The sequence below is a fragment of the Agromyces sp. GXS1127 genome (assembly GCF_050565425.1).
Taxonomy (GTDB): Bacteria; Actinomycetota; Actinomycetes; order Actinomycetales; family Microbacteriaceae; genus Agromyces.
Window position 1 is genome coordinate 389437 of sequence record NZ_JBOCIG010000003.1, and the last position, 24797, is coordinate 414233.

A 24797-nucleotide genomic window follows, 5' to 3' on the forward strand; every position below is an offset into this window, starting at 1 on the left:
AGGCATCAGCGGTCCGGCAGGGCGAACCCGTCGTCGACGCGCAGCGCGAGCCCGTCGGCGACCAGCCCGTCGATCGCGCGGGCGAGGCGCTCGGGATCCTCGACCACGCCGGCGAGCTCGTCGTGCGCGACCGGCCGGTGGGCGCCGCGGAGCTCGCGCATCACGAGTCCGCGGGCCTGCCGGTCGCTGCCCTCGAAGCGGGCCTGGCCGGCACGGCGCGGTCCCTCGTAGTCCGGATGCCCCGCAGCGCGCCAGACGCAGAGCGTCGCGATCGGGCACGCGTCGCACCGCGGCGCGCGCGCCGTGCAGACGACGGCGCCGAGCTCCATCGCGCCCGCATTGAACGCCCGGGCCGCCACGGGGTCGTCGGGGAGGAGCGCCGCCATCGCGGCGAGATCGCGTGCGGTCGCCGGTGGCCCGGCCTCCGCGACCCCGACGACCGCGCGGGCGATCACGCGCCGGGTGTTGGTGTCGACGACCGGGTGGCGCTCGCCGAACGCGAACGCGGCGACCGCGCGGGCGGTGTACGGGCCGATTCCCCGGAGCGCGAGGAGGGCGTCGAGGTCTCGCGGCACCTCGCCGCCGTGGCGCTCGACGATCTCGGTGGCCGCTCGGTGCAGCCACAGTGCGCGGCGCGGGTAGCCGAGCCGGTCCCACATGCGCACCGCCTCCGACGGCGGGGCGGTCGCGAGGTCCGCGGGGGTCCGCCAGCGTCGCATCCACGCCTCCCACCGCGGCTGCACGCGGGCGACCTGGGTCTGCTGCAGCATGAACTCGCTGACGAGCACTGCCCAGGGCGAGACGTCCGCCGCCCGCCAGGGGAGCGGTCGCGCGGCGTGCGCGAACCACCGGATGACGGCGTCGGCGATCCCGCCGTCGGGCGCGGGCGGCGCGTGCGTCGCGGGGTTCGGCATCCCTCCAGCGTACGTCGGCGCGGTGACGCGCCGCTCGACGCGCCGGAGCCCGTCGACGTACGCTCGGAGCATGCGCCTGGTCACCACGCCCCGGGTGGCGTTCCTCCGCGAGGTCGCCGACGAGTTCCTCGCCCGCACCGGCCGCGGGCGGGTGATCGTCGCGATCGACGGCCCGCTGCGGAGCGGCAAGACCGCGCTCGGCGACGACCTCGCCGACGTGCTGCGCGAGCGCGATCTCGCGGTGTTCCGGGCGAGCGTCGAGGACTTCCACCGGTCGCGCGAGGCGCAGGCGGAGTACGGCGCCGACACGCCCGAACGCTACTGGCGATACGGCATCGACGAGTCGCTGCTCGAGCGCACGCTCGTCGAGCCGTTCCTGATGGCAGGATCGACGGCCTTCGTCACGCGCGGGTTCGACCTCGCGCGCGACGCGTGAGTGGAGCCGAAGTGGCGCACCGGTCCCGCCGACGCGATCCTCGTGCTCGACGGCCGCTTCCTGCTGCGCCGGCGGCTGCGCGACCGCTGGGACGTCGCCCTCGCGGTCGACGGCGAGCCGACGGACGCCGCGGATCGCCTCGCGTACGCCGCGAGCGACCCGCGCGCGGTCGCGTCGATCGTCGTCGACCTGGCCGACCCCGTCCACCCGCGGCGCGGCACGGCGGGCGGTGCCGGCATCGAGGAGGGCCCGGCCGACGAGGCGTGGGCCGAGGCGGCCGGCACCCGACGCGACGGCGACTGAGCGCGAGCCGACCGCGCTCCGCGTCGCGCGGCGTTCAGTCCGTGGGCGTCGGGTCGGTGACGGATGTCGCAGGCGCGCCGTCAGCCGTCGCCTCGGCGGACGCCGCGCCCGACGACGGACCGGTCGCACGGCCCCGCCGCACGAGCGCCCGGGCGACGATCCCGATCACGGCGACCACGACCGCGACGACGAGGGGCGGCACCACGACCTCCGGCATCGTCACCGCGGACCGGAACACCTCCGCCGCGGCGTCGAGGAGCTCGTCCGGACGGCGCAGCAGCACCCGGCTCCCGGCCGCGTACGACACGGCGGTGATGAGCGCCGGCCCGACCCACAGGATCAGGAGGGCGACGACGGACGCGACCGCGCGACCGGCGGTGCCGACCCCGGCCCAGCCGATGGCCGCGCCCACGAGCACCGCGGGAAGCCATCGCAGCACGAACAGCGCCGGTTCGGCGGCCGGCCCGGCGAACGCCGGCTCGGGGATGAGCAGCAGCCCGAGCCACGCCGAGGAGAGCACGGCGGCGATCGCGAGCCCGATGACGGCGCCGCCGCGCGGCGCCGCCGCGACGAGGAGCATCACCAGCACCCCGATGAGGTTCGCGAGCACCGCGATCCCGACGAGCGCCGCGAGGTAGAGGTCCGACTCGACGCGGTCCTGCAGTCCGTCCCGGACGACGAGCGTCGTCTGCACGATCGCGGCGACGTGCACGATGAGCAGCCCGACGAGCATCCACGCGACGCCGAAGCGGCGTTGCCGGGCTCGCGTGGCCCGCCCGGCGATGCCCGCGAACGCGGCCCCGACGATGAGCAGCGCGGCGATGGTCGACAGGAAGTACTGGCTGAACGGCAGCAGCACGAGCGGGTACGCATCCGGCAGGTCCGCCGTCGCCCAGAGGTTCTGCAACGGCAGCCGCATGCCGGTGACCAGCCACGGCAGCAGGCCGAGGCCCGCTGCGGCCGCGCCGATGAGCAGGCACAGCCACCAGCGGATCGGTCGCGAGCGCGTCGGCTCCCGCGCGGGATCGGCGGAGTCCGCATCGCGCTCGCGCGCGTCGATCTCGGGGACGTTCTCGGAGGGTTCCACGTCGGCTCGCTTCGCTCGGTCGTTCCGGTCGGTGCTTCCGCACCCTAGCGGCGCGGACCCGGCGCCGCGCCGCTACGCGCCGGACGTGGACAGGACCGCGACGACCCGCTCGGAGGGCAGCGGAGCCCCGGCGGCCTCGACCTCGTGCACGAGCGCGACGAGCGCGCGGTTGACGGGCGCGTCGAGCCCCGCGGCATCCGCCTCGCGCACGACCGCGCCGTTCAGGAAGTCGACCTCGGTCGGCTGCCCGCGGCGCAGGCTCTGCTGCGTCGAGCCGAGGTTCGGCACCGAGCCCATGCGCACGCGCATCGACCACGGCAGCACCTGCCCGGCCCGGAGGGGCAGTCGGGCGAACGCCCGGAGGCGTCGGTCGCCGAGCCCCTGCAGCGATCCGAAGCGGATGCCGCGGGCGACGCCCACGCGCACGCACTCGCGCATCGACGCCGCGACGACGCGCCGCAGGGCGGGGTCGTCGACGACGTCCTGCACGCTCCGCCCCACGATCGCGGGCACGGCGTTCAGCATGTTGACGACGAGCTTGGTCCACTGCGCGCCCCGGAAGTTCGGAACCGCCACCACCGGCACCGCCTCGGAGAGGAGCGCGGCGATTCGCCGCACCTCGTCGTCGGGCGGGCCGTCGCCGCGGCCGAGGTAGCTCGCCGTGGTCGTCGTCACCCGGACGGAGCCCGGCTCGGTGTAGTTCGCGGCGATGATCGAGAGCATGCCCATGCACGACGAGCGGGGGAGCAGGCGCTCGGCCGTCGCGACGCCGTCCAGGCCGTTCTGCACGACCACGACCGGGACCCCGTCGATCGCGGCGCCGTTCGCGACGATCGCCGCCGCGGCATCCTGGGCCTTGGTGCACACGAGCACGAGGTCGGGGCGGCGGGTCAGGCGCTCGGCCGCAGCGGGCCGCACGTGCGCCTCCCCGTACCCGCCCGACAGCCGGATGCCGCCCTCGCGGATCGCCTCGAGGCCCGCGCCGCGGGCCGTCACCTCCACGTCGTGCCCCGCACGGGCGAGCAGCGCGGCGAACGTGCCGCCGAGCGCGCCCGCGCCGATGATGCCGATCCTCACCAGGCCAGCGTAGGGCGAGCGACCGGCCGGGTCGGTGCGCGCTGTTAGCCTGTACGGCGTGAACAGCGGCATCCTCCTCGTCGACAAGCCGCAGGGGATGACCAGCCACGACGTCGTCGCCCGCGTGCGGCGCCTCGCCGGGACCCGCAAGGTCGGGCACGCCGGCACGCTCGACCCGATGGCGACGGGCCTGCTGCTGCTCGGCGTCGAGTCGTCCACCAGGCTGCTGCACCACCTCGTCGGGCTCGACAAGGAGTACCTCGCGACCGTGCGCCTCGGCTGGGGCACGACGACCGACGACGCCGAGGGCGAGGCGCTGCCCGCGGCATCCGCCGACGCCGTCGCCGCCGTCACCCGCGTCGCCGTCGAGGCGGGGATGGTCGCGCTCACGGGCACGATCGACCAGGTCCCGAGCGCCGTCAGCGCGGTGAAGGTCGACGGCAAGCGCGCCTACCAGCGCGTGCGCGACGGCGAGGAGGTCGAGCTCGCGGCGCGCACCGTGACCGTCTCGGCGTTCGACCTGCTCGAGTCGCGTGAGGGCGACGGATGGCTCGACCTCGACGTGCGCGTCGACTGCTCGTCCGGCACCTACGTGCGGGCGCTCGCGCGCGACCTCGGTGCGGCGCTCGGCGTGGGCGGGCACCTCACGGCGCTCCGGCGCACCCGTATCGGGCGGTTCGACGTCGCCGAGGCGGGCGCACTCGAGGGACTCGACGTCGCCGCGGCGCGGCTGTCGCCGGCCGACGCCGCGCGCCGTGCGCTGCCGGCCGTCGAGGTCGACGCCGACGCGGTGCGCGACCTGCGGCACGGCAAGCGGATCGAAGCGCCCGGCGCGACGACCGAGCTTCCCGGCGGCACCCCGTTCGCGGCCGTCGGTCCGGGCGACGTGCTCGTCGCGATCGTCGAACGTCGCGGCCCGCAGCTCAAGGTCGTCACGGGATTCCCCGCCGAGGAGGGCGCATGATCGAGTGGTTCGCCTACGTGCAGGTCGCGGTCGCGGTCCTCGCCGGACTCCTGTGCGTCGTGCTCGGCCTCGCCGGCCGGGTGCCGAACGACCTCGTCCTCGGCTCGCTCGCGCTCGTGGAGCTGCTGCTCATCGGCCAGGTCGTCGTCGCGCTCGTCGCACCGGCGGTGGGCAACCCGCCCACCGGCAGCCTGCTCGAGTTCTGGGTGTACCTCGTCAGCGCCGTGCTGCTGCCGCCCGCTGCGGCGTTCTGGGCGCTCGTCGACCGTGGCCGCTGGGCGACCGTCGTGTGCGGCGTCGCGGCGCTCGCGGTCGCCGTCATGGTCTACCGGATGCTGCAGATCTGGACCATGCAGCAGGGGTGAGCTCCGTCTGGGAGAATCGAACGACATGAACGAGACATCCACCGCCGCTGCCGACACGCGTCGCCGCGGGCGACTCAGCGGCATCGGCCGGGTGCTCGTCGCCGTGTACGGCGTGCTCGCCCTCGCGGCGACCGGGCGCTCGCTCGTGCAGATCGTCGAGAAGTTCGACGAAGCCCCGCTGGCGTACGCGCTCTCCGCGCTCGCCGCGGTCGTCTACATCCTCGCGACCGTCGCGCTCGTGCGCCCGGGACGCACCTGGTACCGCGTCGCCTGGGCGACGATCGTGTTCGAGTTCACGGGCGTGATCGTGGTCGGCCTGCTGAGCGTCCTCCGACCCGACCTCTTCCCCCACGACACCGTGTGGTCGTGGTTCGGCCGGGGGTACCTCTTCATCCCGCTCGTCCTGCCGCCGCTCGGCATGTGGTGGCTCGCACGCCATCCGGTGCAGGATGCCGCGGCGGCCGACGCGGAGGGCCGGGCGTGAGGACGTTCGCGGGGATCGAGGCGGTCCCCGCCCACTACGGTCCCTCCGCCGTCACGATCGGCAAGTTCGACGGCGTCCATCAGGGGCACCGGGCGGTCATCGCGAAGCTGCGCGAGATCGCCGAGGCGAGGCACCTGGCGGCCGTCGCGATCACGTTCGACCGGCACCCCGCCGCATTCCACGCGCCCGATCGCTGCCCGCCGCAGCTGGTGAGCACCCGCCAGAAGCTCGAGCTGCTCGCCACGACCGGCCTCGACGCGACGGTCCTCCTGCACTACGACGGCGCGCTCGCGGCGCACACCGCCGACGCCTTCGTGCGGCGATTCCTCGTCGAGGCCCTCGACGCCCGGGTCCTGCTCGTCGGCCACGACTTCCGCTACGGCGCGGGCAACGAGGGCGACGTCGACCTGCTCCGCCGCCAGGGCGAGGAGCACGGGTTCGAGGTCGTCGTCGTCGAGGACGTCGTCCCCGAGGGCGGCCGCCGCGTGTCCTCGACCTGGATCAGGCAGCTGCTCGAGGCCGGCGAGGTCGAGCACGCCGCCGAGCTGCTCGGCCACACGCCGACCGTCAGCGGGCTCGTCGTGCACGGCTTCAAGCGCGGGCGCGAGCTCGGCTACCCCACGGCGAATCTCGCGCTCGACTCCGAGGGCTTCATCCCCGGCGACGGCGTCTACGCGGGGTGGCTCGTCGACGGGGGCACGCGGTACCCGGCCGCGATCTCGGTCGGCGACAACCCGACCTTCGAGGGCGTGCCGAAGAAGCAGGTCGAGGCGTACGTGCTCGACCGCGACCTCGACCTGTACGACCACCTCGTCGGCGTCGAGTTCGCGCACCGCATCCGGGGCATGGAGAAGTTCGACGGCATCGACGCGCTCATCGTGCAGATGGGCCGCGACGTCGACCGCGCCCGCGCGCTCGTCGGCTGAGCGCGACCCACGCGGCGGGAGCCGGCGTCAGGCGTCCGGCTTCGGGCGCTCGGCATCGGTCGGCGGATGCGGCGCGACCGTTCCGATGCCGGTGAGGAAGCGCAGCATGCCGTCCGCGGTGTCGACCAGGGGGCTGCCGTGCCCGAACTCCCAGCCCGCGTCCGTCGCGCGCAGCGTGCGCCCGGCGATGACGGCCCGGATCTCGGTCGGCGCCGCCGCGGCGCGCCGGAGCGCCACGGCCCCGGAGGCCCGGGGCGACAGCGGGACCGAGGTGCCGGCGGCCCCGCCCACGAGGAGCGCCGCCACGACGGCGTCGTCGAGCTCGACGATGCCGGTCGGCCGTTCACGGGCGAGGAGCTCGTCGGCGCGTGCGTCGAACGCGGCGGCGGCCGCGTCGGGCGAGGGGAGCGGCTCGAGCTCGTCGAGCCGGCGGGCCTCGCCGCCGCGGACGAACCGCTCGGCCGCGTCGATCGCGCGACGCGTGCGCGAGCGGTCGAAGCCGCGCGCGAGCTCGGCCGCGACCTCCGCCACGCGCCATCCGGCCCGCTCGGTCGGCCTCGTCCACGTCGCAGCGCCGCCCGCGCGCAGGACGACCGCGAGCGCCCGGAGCACCTCGGCGGTCTCGACGCGCCGGTCGGCCGTCACGCCCGACTCGTCGACGTCGGGGCGTCGGCTGAGCGGGAGATAGCGCGAGAGGTCGGCCACGCGACCAGCCTAGACTCGGCTGGTGAGCGACGAGACGCCGAGAACCCTGTGGCACGGTCGCACGTTGGCCCTCCTCGGGATCCTGCTCGTCGCGTTCAACCTGCGGACGGCGGTCGCCGCGCTCTCGCCGATCCTCGACCTGGTCGAGCAGGACTTCGCCGTGTCGACCGCGATGGTCGGGCTGCTCGGCATGCTGCCGCCGCTCTGCTACGCGCTCTTCGGCATCGCGACGCCGGTGCTCACCCGCCGTGCGGGGCTCGAGCCCGTGCTCGTGGTCGCGCTCGTCGCGCTCGTCGTCGGCAGTGCGGCTCGCGGGCTCGCCGGCTCGGCGTGGTGGCTCTTCGCCGCGAGCGCGGTGACGTTCGCCGCGATGGGCGTGGGCAACGTGCTGCTCCCGCCGCTCGTGAAGCGCTACTTCCCGGACCGCATCGGCCTCGTGACCGCGCTGTACGTGACGGCGATGTCGGTGAGCACCTTCGTGCCGCCGCTCGTGGCCGTCCCGGTGTCCGAGGCCAGCGGATGGCGCACCTCGCTCGAGGTGTGGGCCGCAGTGGCGCTCGTCTCACTCGTGCCCTGGATCGCGCTGCTCGTGCACCCGCGGCGCGCGAGCCGGGGCGAGCTCCCCGAGGAGGCCGAGCCCGATCGGCTCCGACTCGCGTTCCGCTCGCCCACGGCCTGGGCGCTCGCCACGATGTTCGGCATGGCCGGCTTCAACGCCTACGCGGTGTTCGCCTGGCTGCCGTCGATGCTGGCCGACATCGCGGGCACGAGCGCCGCCGCCTCGGGCGTCCTCGTGGCGCTGTACGCGGCGATGGGGCTGCCCGCCTCGCTCGTCGTGCCCGCGCTCGCCACGAGGCCGGCCCGGGTGCGCGCGATGGTCGCGGTCGCCGCGGTGACGATCGCGACGGGATGGGCCGGGCTCCTCGTGGCGCCCGGCGTCCTCACCGGGCTCTGGGTGGCCCTCGCCGGGCTCGGGCCGCTGCTCTTCCCGCTCTCGCTCGTGCTCGTGAACCTGCGGACGCGCACGCACGCCGGCTCGGTGGCGCTCAGCGGGTTCTCGCAGTCCGTCGGGTACGTCATCGTCGCGCTCGGTCCGCTCGCGGTCGGCGCACTGCACGAGGCGACGGGGGAGTGGACGGCGCCGATCGTGCTGCTCCTCGCGACCTCGGTCCCCGCGCTGCTCGCCGGACTCGTGGTCGCCCGCGCCGGGAACCTCGAGGACGAGCGCGCGCGCTGAGCCGACCCGGGGCGGGCGCGCGGAGCCGATCGCGCGAACGCGGCCCCCGGTCGGCTCGCCGGTCGCGCGACGGCGCGACGGCACGTGTCGGGGCGCGCCATCCGCTCGTCTGCTGCTCATGTGAGCAGAACCGCACGCGAGTGTTGCCGATCCCCACGGGCGTGCCTACGCTGGATGAGGCGGAAGGAGACGAATGGACGAGACCGACGAACTCCTCTCGATCCGCGCGGCGGAGCTCTACTACGAAGAGAACAAGACGCAGGACGAGATCGGCCAGGCGCTGCGGCTCACGCGCTGGAAGGTCGGGCGTCTGCTCGCCCAGGCGAAGCAGCGCGGCTTCATCCGCATCGAGATCCTGCACCCCCGCGCCAGGCGCCTGCCGATCGAGCGGCGCCTGCGCGAGGAGCGTGGGCTGGAGGACGCGATCGTCGTCTCCTCCGCCGGCGTCGCCTCGCCCGACGAGCTGCAGTCCCGCACCGCGCAGGCCGCGGCCGACTACCTGACCGCGCTCCGTCCCGTGCCCCGCACGCTCGGCGTGAGCTGGGGCCGCACGCTCTTCGAGATCTCGCAGCACCTCCGCAACGGCTGGGCCACGGGCGTGAACGTGGTCCAGATCAACGGCGGCGTGAGCCTCAACCGCCGGGCCGGCACCGCCGCGGCCACCGCGGTCGCGATCGCCCAGAAGGGCGGCGGCAGCGCCACGCTGCTGCCGAGCCCCGCCATCCTCGAGCACCTCGCGACGAAGGAGGCGATCGAGTCCGACCGCGTCGTCGCGGGCGTGATCGAGCTCGCCCGGTCCGCCGACGCCTACCTCTTCAGCGCCGGGCCCGCCGACCACACGTCGGTCCACATCGAGAGCGGCTACCTCACCGAGGCCGACGTCGACCTGCTCGTGCAGAAGGGCGCCGTCGGCGACGTCGTCGGCCGCTACATCGACTCCGAGGGCAACATCGTCGACCCCGCGCTCGACGCGCGCACGGTCGGCCTGACGCTCGACCAGCTCCGCGACGGCCGACTCCGCGTCGCCGTCATCGCGGGCCGCAGCAAGCACGCCGTCGCCGACGCGGTCGTGCGCTCCGGCCTCTGCTCCGTCCTCGTCACCGACGAGGCCACCGCACTCCACCTCCTCGACGGCTGATCCGGCCGCACCACGAAAGACAGGTCACCCACCATGTCCGGCACCTCCCTCGTCACCGCGCGCGAGCGCGCGCTCGCCGTCCTCGGCGGCGAGCCGGACGACGCCACGCTCCGCAGGTACCTCCACGGCATCGCGGGCGTCGACGCCGTCGGGCTCGAGCAGCGCGCCGCAGGCCTCGGCACGCGCTCCATCAAGACGACCTCCAAGCAGTGGGCGCTCGACCGCATCATCTCGCTCATCGACCTCACGACGCTCGAGGGGGCCGACACGCCCGGCAAGGTGCGCTCGCTCGTCGCCAAGGCGATGAACCCCGACCCGGCGGATGCCTCGACCCCGCGCGTCGCGGCCGTCTGCGTCTACGGCGACATGGTCCCGTACGCGGTCGACGCCCTGGGTTCGGTCCACGGCGATCCCGACGACGGGCTCATCTCGGTCGCGGCGGTCGCGACCGCATTCCCGTCGGGCCGCTCCTCGCTCGAGATCAAGCTCGCCGACACCGCCGAGGCGGTCGCGAACGGCGCCGACGAGATCGACATGGTCATCGACCGCGGCGCGTTCCTCGCCGGCCGCTACGGCCAGGTCTTCGACCAGATCGCCGCCGTGAAGGAGGCGTGCCGCCGACCCGACGGCACGAGCGCCTCGCTCAAGGTGATCCTCGAGACCGGCGAGCTCGTCACGTACGACAACGTCCGACGTGCCTCGTGGCTCTCCATCCTCGCCGGCGGCGACTTCATCAAGACCTCGACCGGCAAGGTGCAGCCCGCGGCCACGCTGCCCGTCACGCTCCTCATGCTCGAGGTCGTGCGCGACTGGCACCTCATGACCGGCCAGCGCATCGGCGTGAAGCCCGCGGGCGGCATCCGCGCCTCGAAGGACGCCATCAAGTACCTCGTCACCGTGGCCGAGACGGTCGGCGAGGAATGGCTCCAGCCGCACCTGTTCCGGTTCGGCGCCTCCAGCCTGCTGAACGACGTGCTCCTGCAGCGCCAGAAGATGGCGACCGGGCACTACTCCGGCGCCGACTACGTGACGATCGACTAGACGAGAGCACCACACCTCATGAGCTTCCTCGAATACGCACCCGCCCCCGAGTCGCGGGCGATCCTCTCGCTCCGCGACAGCTACGGCCTCTTCATCGACGGCGAGTTCGTCGACGGTCGCGGCACGCCGTTCCAGACCGTCTCGCCCGCGAGCGAGGAGACGATCGCGACGATCGCCAACGCGAACGCCGCCGACGTCGACGACGCCGTCGCCGCCGCGCGCCGCGCGCACGACCGCGTCTGGTCGCGCATGACCGGCCGCGACCGGGGCAAGTACCTCTTCCGCATCGCGCGCCTCATCCAGGAGCGCGCCCGCGAACTGGCCGTCGCCGAGTCGCTCGACAACGGCAAGCCGATCAAGGAGTCGCGCGACGTCGACGTGCCGCTCGTCGCGGCCTGGTTCTTCTACTACGCCGGCTGGGCCGACAAGCTCGACTACGCCGGTCTGGGCGCGAACCCGCGAGCCCTCGGCGTCGCCGCCCAGGTCATCCCGTGGAACTTCCCGCTGCTCATGCTCGCGTGGAAGATCGCGCCCGCGCTCGCGGCGGGCAACACCGTCGTGCTGAAGCCGGCGGAGACCACGCCGCTCACGGCGCTCATCTTCGCCGAGATCGTGCAGCAGGCCGACCTGCCCCCGGGCGTGGTGAACATCATCACCGGGGCGGGCGACACCGGCGCCGCGCTCGTCGGCCATGACGACGTCGACAAGGTCGCCTTCACCGGTTCGACCGCCGTCGGCCGCGCGATCGCGAAGCAGGTGGCCGGAACGCACAAGAAGGTCACGCTCGAGCTCGGCGGCAAGGCCGCCAACATCGTGTTCGACGACGCGCCGATCGACCAGGCCGTCGAGGGCATCGTGAACGGCATCTTCTTCAACCAGGGCCACGTGTGCTGCGCCGGCAGCCGCCTGCTCGTGCAGGAGTCGATCCACGACGAGGTCGTCGAGCGGCTGAAGACCCGCCTGTCGACCCTCCGCCTCGGCGACCCGCTCGACAAGAACACCGACATCGGCGCGATCAACTCGCGCGAGCAGCTCGAGCGCATCCGCGAGCTCTCCGACGCGGGCGTCGCCGAGGGCGCCGACCGCTGGAGCGCGCCGTGCGAGATCCCCGAGAACGGCTTCTGGTACGCGCCGACGATCTTCACGAACGTGCAGACCTCGAACCGCATCGCCCGTGAGGAGATCTTCGGGCCGGTGCTCTCCGTGCTCACCTTCCGCACGCCGCAGGAGGCGATCGCGAAGGCCAACAACACGCCGTACGGCCTCTCGGCGGGCATCTGGACCGACAAGGGCAGCCGCATCCTCGCCGTCGCCGACCAGCTGCGCGCGGGCGTGATCTGGGCGAACACGTTCAACCGGTTCGACCCGTCGAGCCCGTTCGGCGGCTACAAGGAGTCCGGCTACGGCCGGGAGGGCGGCCGGCACGGGCTGGGCGCCTACCTCGCGCCCGCGTCGATCGGCTCGTCCGGCCGAACCGCGCCCCGCGCCGTCGAGGCCGCTGCCGCGGCATCCGTCGCATCCGCCGCCGAGAAGCCGGCCCGCCGCGCCCGCCGAACGACCAAGCCCGCGAAGAAGGGAGCCGCGAAGTGAGCCGCCTCGCCGTGCCCAAGACCTACAAGCTGTTCATCGGCGGCGCGTTCCCGCGCAGCGAGTCCGGCCGCACCTACGAGGTGCGCGCCGCCGACGGCGGGTTCCTCGCCAACGCGGCGAAGGCCTCGCGCAAGGACGCGCGCGACGCGATCGTCGCCGCGCGCGGCGCCGTCGCCGGCTGGGCGGGTGCCACCGCCTACAACCGCGGCCAGGTGCTGTACCGCATCGCCGAGCTCCTCGAGGGACGTCGCGCGCAGTTCGCCGCCGAGATCGAGGAGGCCGAGGGCCTCAGCCGCGCCCAGGCCGCCGCGCAGGTCGACGAGGCGATCGACCGCTGGGTCTGGTACGCCGGCTGGGCCGACAAGTTCGCGCAGGTGGCCGGCAACGCCAACCCGGTCGCGGGCCCCTACTTCAACATCTCGGTGCCCGAGCCGACGGGCGTCGTCGCGATCGTCGCGCCGCAGGACTCCTCGCTCGTGGGGCTCGTCTCTGCGATCGCGCCCGCGCTCGTCGCCGGCAACGCGGTCGTCGCGGTCGCGAGCGAACGGTTCCCGCTGTCGGCGATCAGCCTCGCCGAGGTGCTCGCCACGAGCGACGTGCCGAAGGGCGTCGTCAACGTGCTGACGGGTTCGCCCGCCGAGATCGCGCCGTGGCTCGCGAGCCACGCCGACGTCAACGCGCTCGACCTCGTGGGCGCGGGCGACCTCGACTGGGTCGACCTCGAGATCGCGGCGGCCGATACGCTGAAGCGAGTCCTCCGACCCGAGTCGGGGCCGGATGCCGCGGCGCCGACGCTCGACCGGATCGCCGCGTTCACCGAGACCAAGACGGTCTGGCACACGAAGAGCCTGCGGTAGGCGTCCGCGCATGTCCGGACGCGATGGGGCTTCCGACGAGCGCGGGCGACTCGTCGCCGACCCGTTCGACTACCGGGTCACGGGGCACGGCGCGGTGATCGTGCTGCGCGGCGGCCGCCTCGTCATGACCGTGGGCGGACGCTCGGCGGCGAAGCTCGTCGCGGCGCTGCAACGTGCGGACGATTCACAGGTGCAGCACCTCCTCGCTGGCGCGAGCGGCAACTATCGTCGGGGGAACGAGCACGGCTGACGCCGTGCGGCGCCCGAGGCGCGGGCCCGGACCGGCGGCGCGCGACGAGCGGCGTCCGATGAGGGGAGGGCCGTCCGTGCGTGTCCTGGTGACCGGCGCGACCGGCTACATCGGCGGGCGGCTCGTGCCGCGCCTGGTCGACGCCGGCCACGACGTCCGGGTCGTCGTGCGGCGGCCCGAGCGGCTCCGCGACGTCCCCTGGGCGGCCGGGGTCGAGGTGGTCGAGGGCGACCTGACGGATGCCGCGGCGGTCGACCGGTCGACCCGCGACGTCGACGTCGTGTACTACCTCGTGCACTCGATGGGCGGCCGTGGGGACTTCGAGCAGACCGAGCTCGCGATCGCACGGACGATGGCGCGCGCGGCCGGCCGCAACGGCGTGCGTCGCATCGTGTACCTCGGCGGGCTGCATCCGGCGAGCGGCCGGCTCTCCCGGCATCTCCGGTCGCGCGTGCAGGTCGGGGAGATCCTGCTCGCCTCCGGAGTGCCGACGATCGTGCTGCAGGCGGGCGTCGTCATCGGGTCCGGGTCGACGTCGTTCGAGATGATCCGGCACCTGACCGAGGTGCTGCCCTACATGCCGGCGCCCCGCTGGGTCCGCAACTTCATCCAGCCGATCGCCGTGCGCGACGTGCTGCACTACCTGATCGAGGCGGCCGAGGTGCCGCCCGAGGTGAACCGGTCGTTCGACATCGGCGGCCCCGACGTGTTCCGGTACGGCCAGCTCATGAACGGCTACGCGGTCGAGGCCGGACTCCGGCAGCGGCCGATCGCCGCGCTGCCCGTGCTCACGCCGTGGCTCGCCGGCCAGTGGGTGAACCTCGTCACGCCGATTCCGCGACGCATCGCGGTGCCGATCATCGAATCGCTCCAGTTCGACTGCGTCATGCGCGAGCACGACATCGACGACGTCATCCCGCCGCCCGCGGAGGGCCTCACGCCCTACCGCCGCGCCGTGCGCCTCGCGCTCGAGCGCGAGCGCGCCGGCGAGGTCGAGACGAGTTGGCGCAACGCCGAGGTCGCGGGTGCTCCGAGCGATCCGCTGCCGAGCGATCCCGACTGGGCGGGCCACACGGTCTACACCGATCACCGCGAGCGGGCCTCGACCGCCCCGCCGGAGGCGCTCTGGGCGGTGATCGAGGGCGTCGGGGGCGAGAACGGGTGGTACTCCTTCCCGCTCGCCTGGGCGGTGCGGGGCTGGATCGACAAGCTCTTCGGCGGGGTCGGCCTGCGCCGCGGCCGCCGCGATCCCGACACGCTGCACCCGGGGGACGCGGTCGACTTCTGGCGCGTCGAGCGCATCGACCGTCCGCGGTTCCTCCGGCTCCGGGCCGAGATGCGCGTGCCGGGGCGGGCGTGGCTCGAGATGTCGGCCGAACCGGATGGCACGGGCTCGCGCTACCGCCAGCGCGCGGTGTACTTCCCGAAGGGCCTCGCAGGCCGCCTGTACTGGTGGGCCGTCTTCCCGTTCCACGGGATCGTGTTCGCCGGGATGGCCAACCGCATCACCGCCGAGGCCGAGGCCGCCTCCGCGCCCGGGGCGCCGCGAGCCGACCCGGAAGAAAGGTAACGAAAAGGTAACGGGGTTTGCTAGGGTGACCTGCACGGTCCCGCGCAAGGAGGCGCGGGTCGTGGAAAGGCCCCCTTCGTGCGTCACCCCCGAGACGCGGTCGACCCGGCGACCGCGGCCCCTGCTCGTCCCCGCCCGCGCCTGCTCGGCCGACCGCCGAGGCCCCTCGTGCGGATCCCGCTCGCCGTCACGGGCATGGTCGCGATCGCCGCCACGCTCTGGGGCGTCTCGACCCCGAACGACGTCTACGCGATCGACGTCTTCGGCGCGCTCCGCCAGCCCGGCGAGGCGGCGGCCATCATCGGGCATCGCGGCGATCGCTCCCAGGCGCCCGAGAACACGATGCCCTCGCTCGAACTGGCGATGGACGAGCTCGCGTACGTCGAGACCGACGTGCGACTCACGCGCGACGGCGTCCCCGTGCTCTTCCACGACACCGACCTCGAGCGGATCGCGGGCCGCGACCTGCGCGTCGAGGAGGTCGACCACGAACGCCTGCGACGCGTCGACGCGGGCGCCTGGTACTCCGAGGCGTGGGCGGGGGAGCGCATCCCCACGCTCGACGCGTTCCTCGCCGCGCTCGCCGAGCGCGAGGAGGCACGGGCGCTCGTCGAGCTCAAGGCCGACTGGACGGCCGACGAGGTGCGGATCGTGCTCGACCTCGTCGAGCGCCACGGGCTCCGCGGCCGGGTCGTCCTCCAGAGCTTCAGCATCGAGACCCTCCAGTCGATCCAGCGCGTCTCGCCCACCACGCCGCGCATCATGCTCATCCGCGAGCTGCCGGCCGATCCGGTGCCGCTCGCCGAGCAGCTCGGGCTCATCGGGTTCGGCACGACCGCGGCATCCGTCACCGCGGCGCCCGAGGCGATCGACGCCGCCCACGCCGCCGGCATCGCGGTGCTCTGCTACACGCTGAACAGCCAGGACCGCTGGCAGGAGGTCAGCGCGCTCGGGGTCGACGGCATCATCACCGACCAGCCGAGCAACCTCGACGCCTGGATCGCGTCGACCGCACCCGGCACCTGAGGTTCAGCCGCGCACGACCACGTCGGCGCCGAGTCGTGCGGCGGCCTCCGCGAAGGTCGCGTGCATGCGCTCGGAGAAGAGCACGAAGCGCACGAGCGCGGGCGAGGCCGGCGCGGCGACGGCCGTCGCGACGGCGACCTCGGCGGCATCGCCGGCCGGCCAGCCGTAGACCCCGGCCGAGACGGCGGGCAGGGCGATCGAGGTCGCGCCGAGCCCGGCCGCGAGTGCGAGCGAGTTGCGGTAGGCGTTCTCGAGGAGCGTCCGTCGGCGCACCGCCTCCCGGCCCTCGCCCGGCCACACCGGGCCGACCGTGTGCACGACCCAGCGTGCGGCCAGCCGGCCGCCGGTCGTCGCGACCGCCTCGCCCGTCGGCAGTCCGTCGGGCAGCGTCGTCGCCCGGAGCCGGCGGCACTCGGCGAGGATGTCCGGCCCGCCCGCGCGGTGGATCGCCCCGTCGACGCCGCCGCCGCCGAGGAGCGACGAGTTCGCCGCGTTCACGATCGCATCGACGCGCTCGAGCGTGAGGTCGCCCGTGACGAGCTCGACCCGCGGCATCCGCTGCTCAGCCCCGGTTGTTGGAGAGCTCGAAGATGCGGACCAACTCGGCCACGGCCTCCTCGCGCCGGTCGCCGCCCTCCTCGTACATGTGCGACACGTGCGTGCGGAGGTGGTTCTCGACGAGCAGCTTGTTCAGCGACCCGAGGGATTTCTGGACCGCGAGCGAGAGCGTGATGATGTCCACGCAGTAGTCCTCGTTCTCGATCATCTTCTCGATGCCCCGCAGCTGGCCCTCGATGATCTTCGTCCGGTGCAGCGCCCGCTTCTTGATGTCCTCGATCACCCCGTCAGGATACGCCCGGGCGCGATACCCGGGGCCGTATCCGTCGGGACATCCGACCGGAACGACGACGGATGACTCGGGGGCGCCGGTTCGCTACCGTGATCGCATGTCGTCCCCGCGTCCGGCCTCGCGCCGCCCGGTGCTCGTCGCCCTCGTCGTGCTCCTCGCCATGGGCGCCGCGAGCGGGCCGGCCGCGGCCGCGACCGCGGCGCCGCTCGAGCGTCGGACCCCCGTCGCGACCGCTGCGGCTGCGGTGGCCCCCGCGGCCGCGCTCGCCGGCCCGGTCCGGGCCGTGCCGGCCGACGTCGACGACTTCTCGTTCGCGAGCTTCGAGGCCGTGTACGAGCTCGGCCGCGACGACGGGGGTCGCTCCACGCTCCGGACCACCGAGACGCTCGTCGCGGTCTTCCCCGAGTTCGACCAGAACCGGGGCATCCGCCGGGCGATCCCGCGCTTCTACGATGGGCACCCGACCGACATCCGGGTCCGTTCGGTCGTCGACGAGGACGGCGCGTCGCGCTCGTTCGAGACCGAGCGGAGCGAGGACGGCGAGTTCGAGCTCGTGACGATCGCCGCCGACGACTTCGTGCACGGCGAGCAGACCTACGTCATCACGTACGACCAGCGCAACGTCACCTTCGACCCGGACGACCTGGACCTCCAGGAGTTCTACTGGGACGTCAACGGCACCGGATGGCGCCAGCCGTTCGGCGTCGTCCGGGCCGAGGTGCGGCTCGCCCCCGGCCTCGCCGACGCGTTCACGGGCGACGCCGCCTGCTACCGGGGCTACGAGGGGTCGTCGACGCCGTGCGAGAGCCTGTCGGCGGATGCCGCGGGGCAGCCGGTCGTCGTCGCCGAGGCGGTCGCACTCGGGCCATACGAGAACCTGACCGTCGCGCTGGGGTTCGCGCCGGGGACCTTCGAACCGCGCGACGAGCGGTTCACGTCGTCGCCCGCCGCGATGACCTCGGCGTTCGGCGCCCTCGTCGCGCTCGGCGTGGCCATCGCCGCGATCGCGGTCCGGGCCACCCGCTGGCGCGACCACCCCGGCCGAGGCATCGTCGTCGCCGAGTACGAGCCGCCCGACGGGATCACGCTCATGGAGGCCGCCGACCTCGTGCGCGCACCGTCGAAGGGCATCACCGCGACGCTGCTCGCCGAGGCGGTCGCACGGCGCGTCCGGATCGTCGAGACGAAGCCCAGGCGGTACGCGGTCGAACTCGCGGCACCGGCGACCGGCGCGGACCGCGACGCGACGCGCGTGCTGGCCGCGCTCTTCGGTCCCGTCGCCGCCGTCGGCAGCCGTCGCGACCTCCGCTCGCGCGACTCGACGCTCGGTCCGCGCCTCGCGAAGCTCCGCGCGTCGGTGCACTCCAGGGTCGAACGCGAGGGCTATCGTCGCCGGCCCGCCCCGGGCCTGCGGGTCCTGCTCGCCGCACTGGCGATCGGCGGCGCGGGCCTCGCGGGCGTCTTCGGCATCATCGCCATCGACGACCGGATGGGCGGCGGATGGCCGTGGCTCGCGATCCTCCTCGGCATCCTCGGCGCCCTGGCGACCCTCGGCGTCGTGAGCGTCGTCCGTCCGCTCTCGGAGCGCGGTCGTGCCGCGCGCGACCACCTCGAGGGGCTCCGGGAGTACATCCGGCTCGCCGAGGCCGACCGCCTGCGCATGCTGCAGTCGCCGACGGGCGCCGAGCGCTCGCCGCTGCGGGTGTCGGCGCAGCTGCCGCCGCCGTCGCCCTCGGCCGTGCCGTTCGACCGCCCCGCGCCGGTCGCCGGCGCGGTCGACGCCGAGCAGGTGCTGCGCCTGCACGAGCAGCTCCTGCCGTACTCGGTGCTCTTCGGCCTCGAGCGCGAATGGAGCGACGAGCTCGCCGAGCTCTACGCCGCCGCGGGGCGCGAGCCGGAGTGGTACGCCGGCCGGAGCGGCTTCAACGCGGCGTACTTCGCCGCCGGCGTGAGCTCGTTCAGCAGCGCGTCGAGCACGAGCTGGTCCGGATCGTCGTCCAGCTCCTCGTCGGGCGGCTCCGGCGGCGGCGGGTCGTCGGGCGGCGGCGGCGGAGGCGGGGGCGGCGGCGGGGTCTGACCCGCTCGCTCACTCCTCGTCGGCCGAGGGCGCCCGCTCGTCCGGTAGGACGACGCGGCGCTCCGCATCGATGCCCACCACCTCGTCGTCGGCATCCTCGCCGACCGGACGCTCGTCCTCGTCCTCGTCGGGCTCCGGCTCGGGCGGGAGCTCGCCGTCCTGGGCGACCTGGAACTCGTGATCGTCGGCGATGCCTCCGCCGACCCCCGTCGACTCGTCCATGCCACGAGCGTAGCCCCGCTGCCCGCCCCGCGACAGGCCGCGACGCCCGCATTCGCGCCGGAACCGCCACGGCGCGTAGAATGGCCCAGGCGCTCGACGGATCCATCCACGGACCGACGGCTGGGGGAACTCGCTCCGCCATGCTCGGCCACTTCGGATCCGGCGCACCGCGACGGCCTCGACGTCCGATCCCGTCACCCGGTGCCGACCACCTGCCCGTGGTCACGAACGCCGGATCGCATCGGGCCCAGACAGGGGAGGACCATTGGCCCAGACGAGGCAGCGACAGCGCACGCGCTCGCGTGACGACGACGCGCCCATCATCCCGATCCTCGCGCGCAAGGTCCGCGAGGTCGAGCAGAAGGCCCAGAAGAACAAGCTGGGCCCCACGAACCGCACGAAGTTCCAGGTCATCGCGCTGCTGATGCGCGAGGAGCGCGCCCGCGTCAAGGCCGACGGCGAGCTGGCCGACGGCGCGCGCGCCGAGCTGCTGAAGCGCCTCGACGGCATCGCCCAGATCCTCGCGAAGACCGCGGCACGCGACACCAGCCTCATCACGCTGCTCGAGCCGGATGCCTCGATCTCGACGGTCGCGCAGCGCTTCCGCCGCGACTGGCTGCTCGAGTCCGGCGCCGAGCTCAGCGAGGACGAACTGCTCATCGTCCGCGAGCCGGCCCCGGTCCCGGAGCTCGCCGTCAACCAGGTGATCCCGCCGTCGGTGAAGTCGCGGCAGCTCGCCAACCCGTTCCTCGCGCCCGACTTCAGCCGCGCCGACCACCACGTCGTCCCCGCCCGGCGCCTGGCCAACTGGGAGCTGCTCGGTCCGCTGTTCAAGTCGTTCGAATCGGGCTCGGGCGGCCAGGCGGCATCCATGGACCTGCCCGAGGCTCCGAAGGTCGACCGGCTCGCGCCGCGCGGCCTGGAGCTGATGCCCCACCAGGCGCGCTTCATCGAGTCGGCGCGCGAGGGCCACCGCACGTTCCTCCTCGCGGACGAGCCCGGCCTCGGCAAGACCGCGCAGTCGGTGCTCGCGGCATCCGTCGCCGACGCCTACCCGCTGCTCGCGGTCGTGCCGAACGTCGTGAAGATGAACTGGGCGCGCGAGGTCGAACGGTGGACCCCGCACCGGCGCGCCACGGTGATCCACGGCGACGGCGACACGGTCGACGCGTTCGCCGACGTCGTCGTCGTCAACTACGACATCCTCGACCGGCACATGGCGTGGCTGTCGACCATGGGCTTCAAGGGCATGGTCGTCGACGAGGCGCACTTCATCAAGAACCTGCAGTCGCAGCGCTCCCGCAACGTCCTCGCGCTCGCCGAGCGCATCCGCTCGAACACGCCGGGCGGCGACCCGCTGCTGCTCGCGCTCACCGGTACGCCGCTCATCAACGACGTCGACGACTTCCGCGCGATCTGGCAGTTCCTCGGCTGGATCATCGGCGACAGGCCGTCGCCCGAACTCCTCGGCAAGCTCGAGGAGACGGGCCTCACGCCGGCCGAGCCCGGCTTCTACGCCGAGGCGCGCCGCACCGTGATCGACCTCGGCATCGTGCGCCGCCGCAAGGTCGACGTCGCCGCCGACCTGCCCGACAAGCGCATCGCCGACCTGCACGTCGAACTCGACGACGAGCTGGGCCGTTCCATCCGCGCGGCCGAGCGTGAGCTCGGCAACCGGCTCGCGATCCGCTTCCGCGCGCTCGTGGAGTCCCGCAAGCTGCGGGTCGGCGACCTCGACGAGGTCGAGCGCGACCAGTACATCCGGGCCGTCGCACTGTCCGAGCTCGAGGAGTCGAAGTCGTCGAAGTCCGGCGAGAACGTCTTCACGATGGTGCGGCGCATCGGCCAGGCGAAGGCGGGCCTCGCGGCCGACTACGCCGCGCAGCTCGCCCGCTCGGCGGGCAAGGTCGTCTTCTTCGCCAAGCACATCGACGTCATGGACCAGGCCGAGGCCGCGTTCGCGGCGCGCGAGCTGCGCACGGTGTCGATCCGCGGCGACCAGACCGCCGTGGCGCGCCAGCAGGCGATCGACGCCTTCAACACCGAACCCGACGTCTCGATCGCCGTGTGCTCGCTCACCGCGGCGGGCGTGGGCGTGAACCTGCAATCGGCGTCGAACGTGGTGCTCGCCGAGCTCAGCTGGACCGCGGCCGAGCAGACCCAGGCGATCGACCGCGTGCACCGCATCGGCCAGGACGAGCCCGTGACGGCGTGGCGCATCATCGCGGCGCACACGGTCGACGCCCGGATCGCCGAGCTCATCGACCAGAAGCAGGGGCTCGCGCTCCGCGCGCTCGACGGCAGCGACGTGGAGCCCGGCTCGGCCGACTCGGTGCAGCTCGACGCGCTCCAGCACCTGCTGCGTCAGGCGCTGGACGGCGCCCTGTAGCGCGGGCCGCGGCATCCGTTCGCCCCACACGCCCGCCGACGGCGGGTCGTCACGACGCGACCGGATGTCGCGGGCCCCGCTAGACTCCGTGACGTTCGCGCCTCGATGATGCGGCACCCCCGCGAACGATCCACCTCACGAGGAGTCATCAGGCATGAAGATCGGCATTCTGACGAGCGGCGGAGACTGCCCCGGACTGAACGCGGTCATCCGCGGATCTGTCCTGAAGGGCGTCATCTCGCACGACGCGGAGTTCGTCGGGTTCCGCTGGGGCTGGCGTGGCGTCGTCGAGCGCGACATCATCCCGATCACGCGTCACGACGTGCGCGGGCTCTCCAAGCAGGGGGGCACGATCCTCGGCTCGAGCCGCACGAACCCGTTCGAGGGCGAGCAGGGCGGTCCCGAGAACATCCGCCGCATGCTCGACGAGGAGGGCATCGACGCGATCGTCGCGATCGGCGGCGAGGGCACCCTCACGGCCGCCCGTCGCCTGGTCGACGAGGGCGGCATCCCCGTCGTCGGCGTGCCGAAGACCATCGACAACGACCTCGCCGCGACCGACTACTCCTTCGGCTTCGACACGGCCGTCGAGATCGCGACCGAGGCGATCGACCGCCTGCGCACCACCGCCGAGTCGCACAACCGCGCGATCGTGCTCGAGGTCATGGGCCGCCATGTCGGGTGGATCGCGCTGCACTCGGGCATGGCCGGCGGCGCGCACGCCATCCTCATCCCCGAGCAGCCCATGGGCATCGACGAGATCTGCGAGTACGTGGAGTCGGTCCGCGACCGCGGCCGCGCGCCCCTCATCGTGGTCGCCGAGGGCTTCAAGCTCGACACGATGGAGGAGGCGCACTCGCACCTCGGCCTCGACGCGTTCAACCGCCCCCGTCTCGGCGGGATCGCCGAGAAGCTCGCGCCGATGATCGAGGAGCGCACCGGCATCGAGTCGCGCCACACGGTGCTCGGCCACATCCAGCGCGGCGGCGCGCCGTCGGCGTACGACCGGGTGCTCGCGACGCGCCTCGGCATGGCGGCGGTCGACGCCGCGGTCGACCGCGCGTGGGGCACCATGGTCACGCTCCGCGGCACCGACATCGCCCGGGTGTCGATCGCGGAGGCCACCGGAGGCCTCAACGTCGTGCCGCAGTCGCGCTACGACGAGGCGCGGATCCTCTTCGGCTGAGCGGATGCCGCGGATGCCGCTGCCCGAGGTCTGCGTCTGCTACGTGCTCCGCGAGGCCGGCGGGCGCACCGAGGTGCTGCTCGGCCGGAAGAAGCACGGCCTCGGCGCCGGCAACTACGTCGGGCTCGGCGGCAAGCTCGAGGCGGGGGAGTCGGCGGTCGAGGCGGCCGTGCGCGAGGTCGAGGAGGAGTCGGGGCTCGTCGTCGCGGCCGCCGACCTCGAGCCGCGGGGTCGCCTGACCTACCTCTTCCCGCACCGCGAGGCGTGGAGCCAGGTCTCGAACGTCTTCGTCGTGCGTGCGTTCGCGGGCGTCCCCGCGCCGTCCGACGAGCTCGACCCCGAGTGGTTCGCGCTGGACGAGGTTCCGCTCGCCGAGATGTGGGACGACGCCCGCCGCTGGCTTCCCGACGTGCTCGCCGGGGGACGGGTCCGCCGAACCTACGTGTTCGGCGAGGACCTCGCGACCGTGGTGGATGAGCTCGATCACGTCGCGTAGGATCGACGGGGCTCGGCGCTCGCCGAATTCCGCAACCCACCTTCCGTGAACATCCGGCGAACTCCGGTCCGCCGACGACAGAAAGACGCCGGTGGATCTCACCCTCATCGTCGTGCTGGTCATCGCACTGGCGCTCTTCTTCGACTTCACGAACGGCTTCCACGACACCGCCAACGCCATGGCGACGCCCATCGCCACGGGCGCGCTCAGGCCGAAGGTCGCCGTCGCGCTCGCCGCCATCCTGAACCTCATCGGCGCGTTCCTGTCGACCGAGGTCGCGAAGACCATCTCGGGCGGCCTCATCCGCGAAGGCGAGGACGGGGTGTTCATCACGCCCGAGCTCATCTTCGCGGGGCTCATCGGCGCGATCACCTGGAACATGGTGACCTGGCTCCTCGGCCTGCCGTCGTCGTCGAGCCACGCGCTCTTCGGCGGCCTGATCGGCGCCGCGCTCGTCGGCTTCGGCCTCCAGGCGATCGACGGCGGTGTCGTCATGTCGAAGATCATCCTGCCCGCGCTGCTGGCCCCGCTCACGGCCGGGCTCGTCGCGTTCGCCGCGACGAAGCTCGCCTACGCGATCACGAGGCGCTACGACGGCAAGCCCGACGGCCGCGACGGCTTCCGGCACGCGCAGATCTTCTCCAGTTCGCTCGTCGCGCTCGCGCACGGCACGAACGACGCCCAGAAGACCATGGGCGTCATCACGCTCACGCTGATCTCGGTCGGCGCCCAGCCGGTGGGCTCAGGCCCCGAGACGTGGGTCGTCGTCACCTGCGCCGTCGCCATCGCGCTCGGCACCTACATGGGCGGGTGGCGCATCATCAAGACGCTCGGAACGGGGCTCACCGACGTCAAGCCCGCCCAGGGCTTCGCGGCCGAGACCGCGACCGCGGCCACCATCCTCGCCTCGAGCCACCTCGGCTTCGCACTGTCGACCACGCAGGTGGCATCCGGCTCGGTGATCGGCTCCGGCCTCGGCCGCCGCGGATCGACCGTGCGGTGGCGCACCGCCGGCCGTATCGGCATCGGCTGGATCCTCACCCTGCCCGCCGCCGGCGGCGTCGGCGCGCTCGCGGCGCTCGTCGCGACCATGGGCGTGGTCGGCGTGCTGATCGACGCCGTCGCGGCCGCCGTGATCATCGGCGGCATCTTCCTGTGGTCGCGTCGCGACGAGGTGTCGCACCGGAACGTCCTCAGCGAGGTGGCCGACTCGGGTCGCGCCGTGAGGATCAAGCGCAATCCCAAGCCGAAGCGGAAGGTGACCTCGTGATCGACTGGATCTCGTTCGTGATCGTGCTCGTCGCCTCGCTCGTGGGCGCGAGCGTCGTCGTGAGCGCCTACGCGCTCGGCATCCGCCTGCTCACGATCGGCGGACGCACGCCCGTCGTCGCCCCCGCGGAGTTCACCGACGCGATCACGGTGATCACCCCCGAGGCGGCCGCCAAGGCGGCCAAGCGCGCCGCGAAGGCCGCGCGGAAGAGCCCGCTCACCGAGGGCCAGAAGCGGCTCGCCGTCGTCGGCGCGTGGGCGTGCTTCGCGGTCAGCGGCCTGGCGGTGCTCTACGGCATCTACCTGATCGTGCCCGCGCTGCACGGCGGTTGAGCCGC

At 73.6% G+C, this 24797-nt stretch carries 27 protein-coding genes; 20 read left to right on the top strand and 7 right to left on the bottom strand.

Annotation, left to right across the window (positions count from 1 at the left end; genetic code table 11):
• Nucleotides 1–5: 5 nt before the first annotated feature.
• Nucleotides 6–914, bottom strand: a complete 909-nt coding sequence (locus ACQ393_RS07235) for an A/G-specific adenine glycosylase (protein ID WP_430646151.1) — start codon at nucleotides 912–914, stop codon at nucleotides 6–8.
• 70 nt (nucleotides 915–984) lie between these two features.
• On the opposite strand from ACQ393_RS07235, the gene ACQ393_RS07240 reads away from it, so the two are divergent.
• Together ACQ393_RS07240 and ACQ393_RS07245 are read left to right on the top strand one after the other, a co-directional pair.
• Nucleotides 985–1350 (top strand): hypothetical protein, encoded by a 366-nt coding sequence (locus ACQ393_RS07240; protein WP_430646152.1) that lies wholly within the window; start codon nucleotides 985–987, stop codon nucleotides 1348–1350.
• Nucleotides 1351–1653 (top strand): hypothetical protein, encoded by a 303-nt coding sequence (locus ACQ393_RS07245; RefSeq protein ID WP_430646153.1) that lies wholly within the window; start codon nucleotides 1351–1353, stop codon nucleotides 1651–1653. It begins immediately after the preceding gene.
• Between the two features lie 34 nt (nucleotides 1654–1687).
• On the opposite strand, the gene ACQ393_RS07250 is transcribed toward ACQ393_RS07245, so the two are convergent.
• A complete protein-coding gene (locus tag ACQ393_RS07250; protein ID WP_430646154.1) occupies nucleotides 1688–2740 on the bottom strand; it encodes a hypothetical protein in 1053 nt (350 codons plus the stop codon).
• A 72-nt stretch (nucleotides 2741–2812) separates the two neighbouring features.
• Nucleotides 2813–3817: a ketopantoate reductase family protein gene (locus ACQ393_RS07255; RefSeq protein WP_430646155.1), complete on the bottom strand. Its 1005-nt coding sequence runs from the start codon at nucleotides 3815–3817 to the stop codon at nucleotides 2813–2815.
• 58 nt (nucleotides 3818–3875) lie between these two features.
• On the opposite strand from ACQ393_RS07255, the gene truB reads away from it, so the two are divergent.
• Genes truB through ACQ393_RS07275 form a run of 4 tightly spaced genes read left to right on the top strand, consistent with a single transcriptional unit; the run spans nucleotide 3876 to nucleotide 6556 of the window.
• Complete coding sequence (truB, locus tag ACQ393_RS07260; protein ID WP_430646156.1) at nucleotides 3876–4781, top strand: tRNA pseudouridine(55) synthase TruB; 906 nt, start codon at nucleotides 3876–3878, stop codon at nucleotides 4779–4781.
• Nucleotides 4778–5146, top strand: a complete 369-nt coding sequence (locus ACQ393_RS07265; protein ID WP_430646157.1) for a hypothetical protein — start codon at nucleotides 4778–4780, stop codon at nucleotides 5144–5146. Before truB ends, ACQ393_RS07265 begins: the two co-directional genes overlap by 4 nt.
• Before the next feature lie 25 nt (nucleotides 5147–5171).
• Entirely contained in the window at nucleotides 5172–5630 is a 459-nt protein-coding gene (locus ACQ393_RS07270; RefSeq protein WP_430646158.1) for a hypothetical protein, read from the top strand.
• Nucleotides 5627–6556, top strand: coding sequence for a bifunctional riboflavin kinase/FAD synthetase (locus ACQ393_RS07275; protein WP_430646159.1), 930 nt, complete (start codon nucleotides 5627–5629; stop codon nucleotides 6554–6556). Before ACQ393_RS07270 ends, ACQ393_RS07275 begins: the two co-directional genes overlap by 4 nt.
• A 27-nt stretch (nucleotides 6557–6583) precedes the next feature.
• Here the strand turns inward: ACQ393_RS07275 and ACQ393_RS07280 are convergent, their stop codons facing one another.
• On the bottom strand, nucleotides 6584–7261 hold the full coding sequence (locus ACQ393_RS07280) for a hypothetical protein (protein WP_430646160.1): 678 nt from the start codon (nucleotides 7259–7261) through the stop codon (nucleotides 6584–6586).
• Nucleotides 7262–7283: 22 nt separating this feature from the next.
• Here ACQ393_RS07280 and ACQ393_RS07285 point away from each other — a divergent pair, with 22 nt between their 5' ends.
• The 8 genes from ACQ393_RS07285 (at nucleotide 7284) to ACQ393_RS07320 (ending at nucleotide 15970) form a co-directional block, all read left to right on the top strand.
• A complete protein-coding gene (locus ACQ393_RS07285) occupies nucleotides 7284–8498 on the top strand; it encodes a CynX/NimT family MFS transporter (protein WP_430646161.1) in 1215 nt (404 codons plus the stop codon).
• 193 nt (nucleotides 8499–8691) lie between these two features.
• Complete coding sequence (locus ACQ393_RS07290; protein ID WP_430646162.1) at nucleotides 8692–9636, top strand: sugar-binding transcriptional regulator; 945 nt, start codon at nucleotides 8692–8694, stop codon at nucleotides 9634–9636.
• Between the two features lie 33 nt (nucleotides 9637–9669).
• Nucleotides 9670–10677, top strand: coding sequence for a deoxyribose-phosphate aldolase (gene deoC / locus ACQ393_RS07295; RefSeq protein ID WP_430646163.1), 1008 nt, complete (start codon nucleotides 9670–9672; stop codon nucleotides 10675–10677).
• 18 nt (nucleotides 10678–10695) lie between these two features.
• Nucleotides 10696–12267: an aldehyde dehydrogenase family protein gene (locus tag ACQ393_RS07300; RefSeq protein ID WP_430646164.1), complete on the top strand. Its 1572-nt coding sequence runs from the start codon at nucleotides 10696–10698 to the stop codon at nucleotides 12265–12267.
• Entirely contained in the window at nucleotides 12264–13124 is an 861-nt protein-coding gene (locus ACQ393_RS07305; RefSeq protein WP_430646165.1) for an aldehyde dehydrogenase family protein, read from the top strand. The genes ACQ393_RS07300 and ACQ393_RS07305 overlap by 4 nt, the downstream gene beginning before the upstream one ends.
• 10 nt (nucleotides 13125–13134) lie before the next feature.
• Complete coding sequence (locus ACQ393_RS07310) at nucleotides 13135–13374, top strand: hypothetical protein (protein WP_430646166.1); 240 nt, start codon at nucleotides 13135–13137, stop codon at nucleotides 13372–13374.
• Between the two features lie 58 nt (nucleotides 13375–13432).
• Nucleotides 13433–14944 (top strand): SDR family oxidoreductase, encoded by a 1512-nt coding sequence (locus ACQ393_RS07315; protein ID WP_430646167.1) that lies wholly within the window; start codon nucleotides 13433–13435, stop codon nucleotides 14942–14944.
• A gap of 78 nt (nucleotides 14945–15022) precedes the next feature.
• Nucleotides 15023–15970, top strand: coding sequence for a glycerophosphodiester phosphodiesterase (locus tag ACQ393_RS07320; RefSeq protein ID WP_430646168.1), 948 nt, complete (start codon nucleotides 15023–15025; stop codon nucleotides 15968–15970).
• Nucleotides 15971–15973: 3 nt separating this feature from the next.
• Here the strand turns inward: ACQ393_RS07320 and ACQ393_RS07325 are convergent, their stop codons facing one another.
• Together ACQ393_RS07325 and ACQ393_RS07330 are read right to left on the bottom strand one after the other, a co-directional pair.
• Nucleotides 15974–16525: an O-acetyl-ADP-ribose deacetylase gene (locus ACQ393_RS07325; RefSeq protein ID WP_430646169.1), complete on the bottom strand. Its 552-nt coding sequence runs from the start codon at nucleotides 16523–16525 to the stop codon at nucleotides 15974–15976.
• 7 nt (nucleotides 16526–16532) lie between these two features.
• Nucleotides 16533–16811, bottom strand: a complete 279-nt coding sequence (locus tag ACQ393_RS07330; RefSeq protein ID WP_430646170.1) for a metal-sensitive transcriptional regulator — start codon at nucleotides 16809–16811, stop codon at nucleotides 16533–16535.
• Nucleotides 16812–16917: 106 nt separating this feature from the next.
• Here ACQ393_RS07330 and ACQ393_RS07335 point away from each other — a divergent pair, with 106 nt between their 5' ends.
• Complete coding sequence (locus ACQ393_RS07335) at nucleotides 16918–18897, top strand: DUF2207 family protein (protein ID WP_430646171.1); 1980 nt, start codon at nucleotides 16918–16920, stop codon at nucleotides 18895–18897.
• A gap of 9 nt (nucleotides 18898–18906) precedes the next feature.
• On the opposite strand, the gene ACQ393_RS07340 is transcribed toward ACQ393_RS07335, so the two are convergent.
• Complete coding sequence (locus ACQ393_RS07340; protein WP_430646172.1) at nucleotides 18907–19119, bottom strand: hypothetical protein; 213 nt, start codon at nucleotides 19117–19119, stop codon at nucleotides 18907–18909.
• A 265-nt stretch (nucleotides 19120–19384) separates the two neighbouring features.
• Here ACQ393_RS07340 and ACQ393_RS07345 point away from each other — a divergent pair, with 265 nt between their 5' ends.
• The 5 genes from ACQ393_RS07345 (at nucleotide 19385) to ACQ393_RS07365 (ending at nucleotide 24792) form a co-directional block, all read left to right on the top strand.
• The gene (locus tag ACQ393_RS07345) at nucleotides 19385–21508 is read left to right on the top strand and encodes a DEAD/DEAH box helicase (protein ID WP_430646173.1); all 2124 of its coding nucleotides are present in this window, start codon (nucleotides 19385–19387) and stop codon (nucleotides 21506–21508) included.
• A 154-nt stretch (nucleotides 21509–21662) separates the two neighbouring features.
• A complete protein-coding gene (locus tag ACQ393_RS07350) occupies nucleotides 21663–22694 on the top strand; it encodes a 6-phosphofructokinase (protein WP_430646174.1) in 1032 nt (343 codons plus the stop codon).
• A 4-nt stretch (nucleotides 22695–22698) separates the two neighbouring features.
• Nucleotides 22699–23190 carry an 8-oxo-dGTP diphosphatase gene (locus ACQ393_RS07355; RefSeq protein WP_430646175.1) on the top strand — a complete coding sequence of 164 codons (492 nt, stop codon included), beginning with the start codon at nucleotides 22699–22701 and terminating at the stop codon, nucleotides 23188–23190.
• Nucleotides 23191–23281: 91 nt separating this feature from the next.
• Nucleotides 23282–24460 carry an inorganic phosphate transporter gene (locus ACQ393_RS07360; RefSeq protein WP_430646176.1) on the top strand — a complete coding sequence of 393 codons (1179 nt, stop codon included), beginning with the start codon at nucleotides 23282–23284 and terminating at the stop codon, nucleotides 24458–24460.
• Nucleotides 24457–24792 carry a peptidase gene (locus ACQ393_RS07365; RefSeq protein WP_430646177.1) on the top strand — a complete coding sequence of 112 codons (336 nt, stop codon included), beginning with the start codon at nucleotides 24457–24459 and terminating at the stop codon, nucleotides 24790–24792. Before ACQ393_RS07360 ends, ACQ393_RS07365 begins: the two co-directional genes overlap by 4 nt.
• Nucleotides 24793–24797 lie beyond the last annotated feature (5 nt).

Coding starts and splice junctions, on each gene's coding strand:
- ACQ393_RS07350 (WP_430646174.1), top strand. CDS start 21,663: ATGAAGATCGGCATTCTGACGAGCGGCGGAGACTGCCCCGGACTGAAC.
- ACQ393_RS07310 (WP_430646166.1), top strand. CDS start 13,135: ATGTCCGGACGCGATGGGGCTTCCGACGAGCGCGGGCGACTCGTCGCC.
- ACQ393_RS07315 (WP_430646167.1), top strand. CDS start 13,433: ATGAGGGGAGGGCCGTCCGTGCGTGTCCTGGTGACCGGCGCGACCGGC.
- ACQ393_RS07340 (WP_430646172.1), bottom strand. CDS start 19,119: ATGGACGAGTCGACGGGGGTCGGCGGAGGCATCGCCGACGATCACGAG.
- ACQ393_RS07300 (WP_430646164.1), top strand. CDS start 10,696: ATGAGCTTCCTCGAATACGCACCCGCCCCCGAGTCGCGGGCGATCCTC.
- ACQ393_RS07325 (WP_430646169.1), bottom strand. CDS start 16,525: ATGCCGCGGGTCGAGCTCGTCACGGGCGACCTCACGCTCGAGCGCGTC.
- ACQ393_RS07270 (WP_430646158.1), top strand. CDS start 5,172: ATGAACGAGACATCCACCGCCGCTGCCGACACGCGTCGCCGCGGGCGA.
- deoC (WP_430646163.1), top strand. CDS start 9,670: ATGTCCGGCACCTCCCTCGTCACCGCGCGCGAGCGCGCGCTCGCCGTC.
- ACQ393_RS07265 (WP_430646157.1), top strand. CDS start 4,778: ATGATCGAGTGGTTCGCCTACGTGCAGGTCGCGGTCGCGGTCCTCGCC.
- ACQ393_RS07355 (WP_430646175.1), top strand. CDS start 22,699: ATGCCGCGGATGCCGCTGCCCGAGGTCTGCGTCTGCTACGTGCTCCGC.
- ACQ393_RS07335 (WP_430646171.1), top strand. CDS start 16,918: ATGTCGTCCCCGCGTCCGGCCTCGCGCCGCCCGGTGCTCGTCGCCCTC.
- ACQ393_RS07240 (WP_430646152.1), top strand. CDS start 985: ATGCGCCTGGTCACCACGCCCCGGGTGGCGTTCCTCCGCGAGGTCGCC.
- ACQ393_RS07290 (WP_430646162.1), top strand. CDS start 8,692: ATGGACGAGACCGACGAACTCCTCTCGATCCGCGCGGCGGAGCTCTAC.
- ACQ393_RS07235 (WP_430646151.1), bottom strand. CDS start 914: ATGCCGAACCCCGCGACGCACGCGCCGCCCGCGCCCGACGGCGGGATC.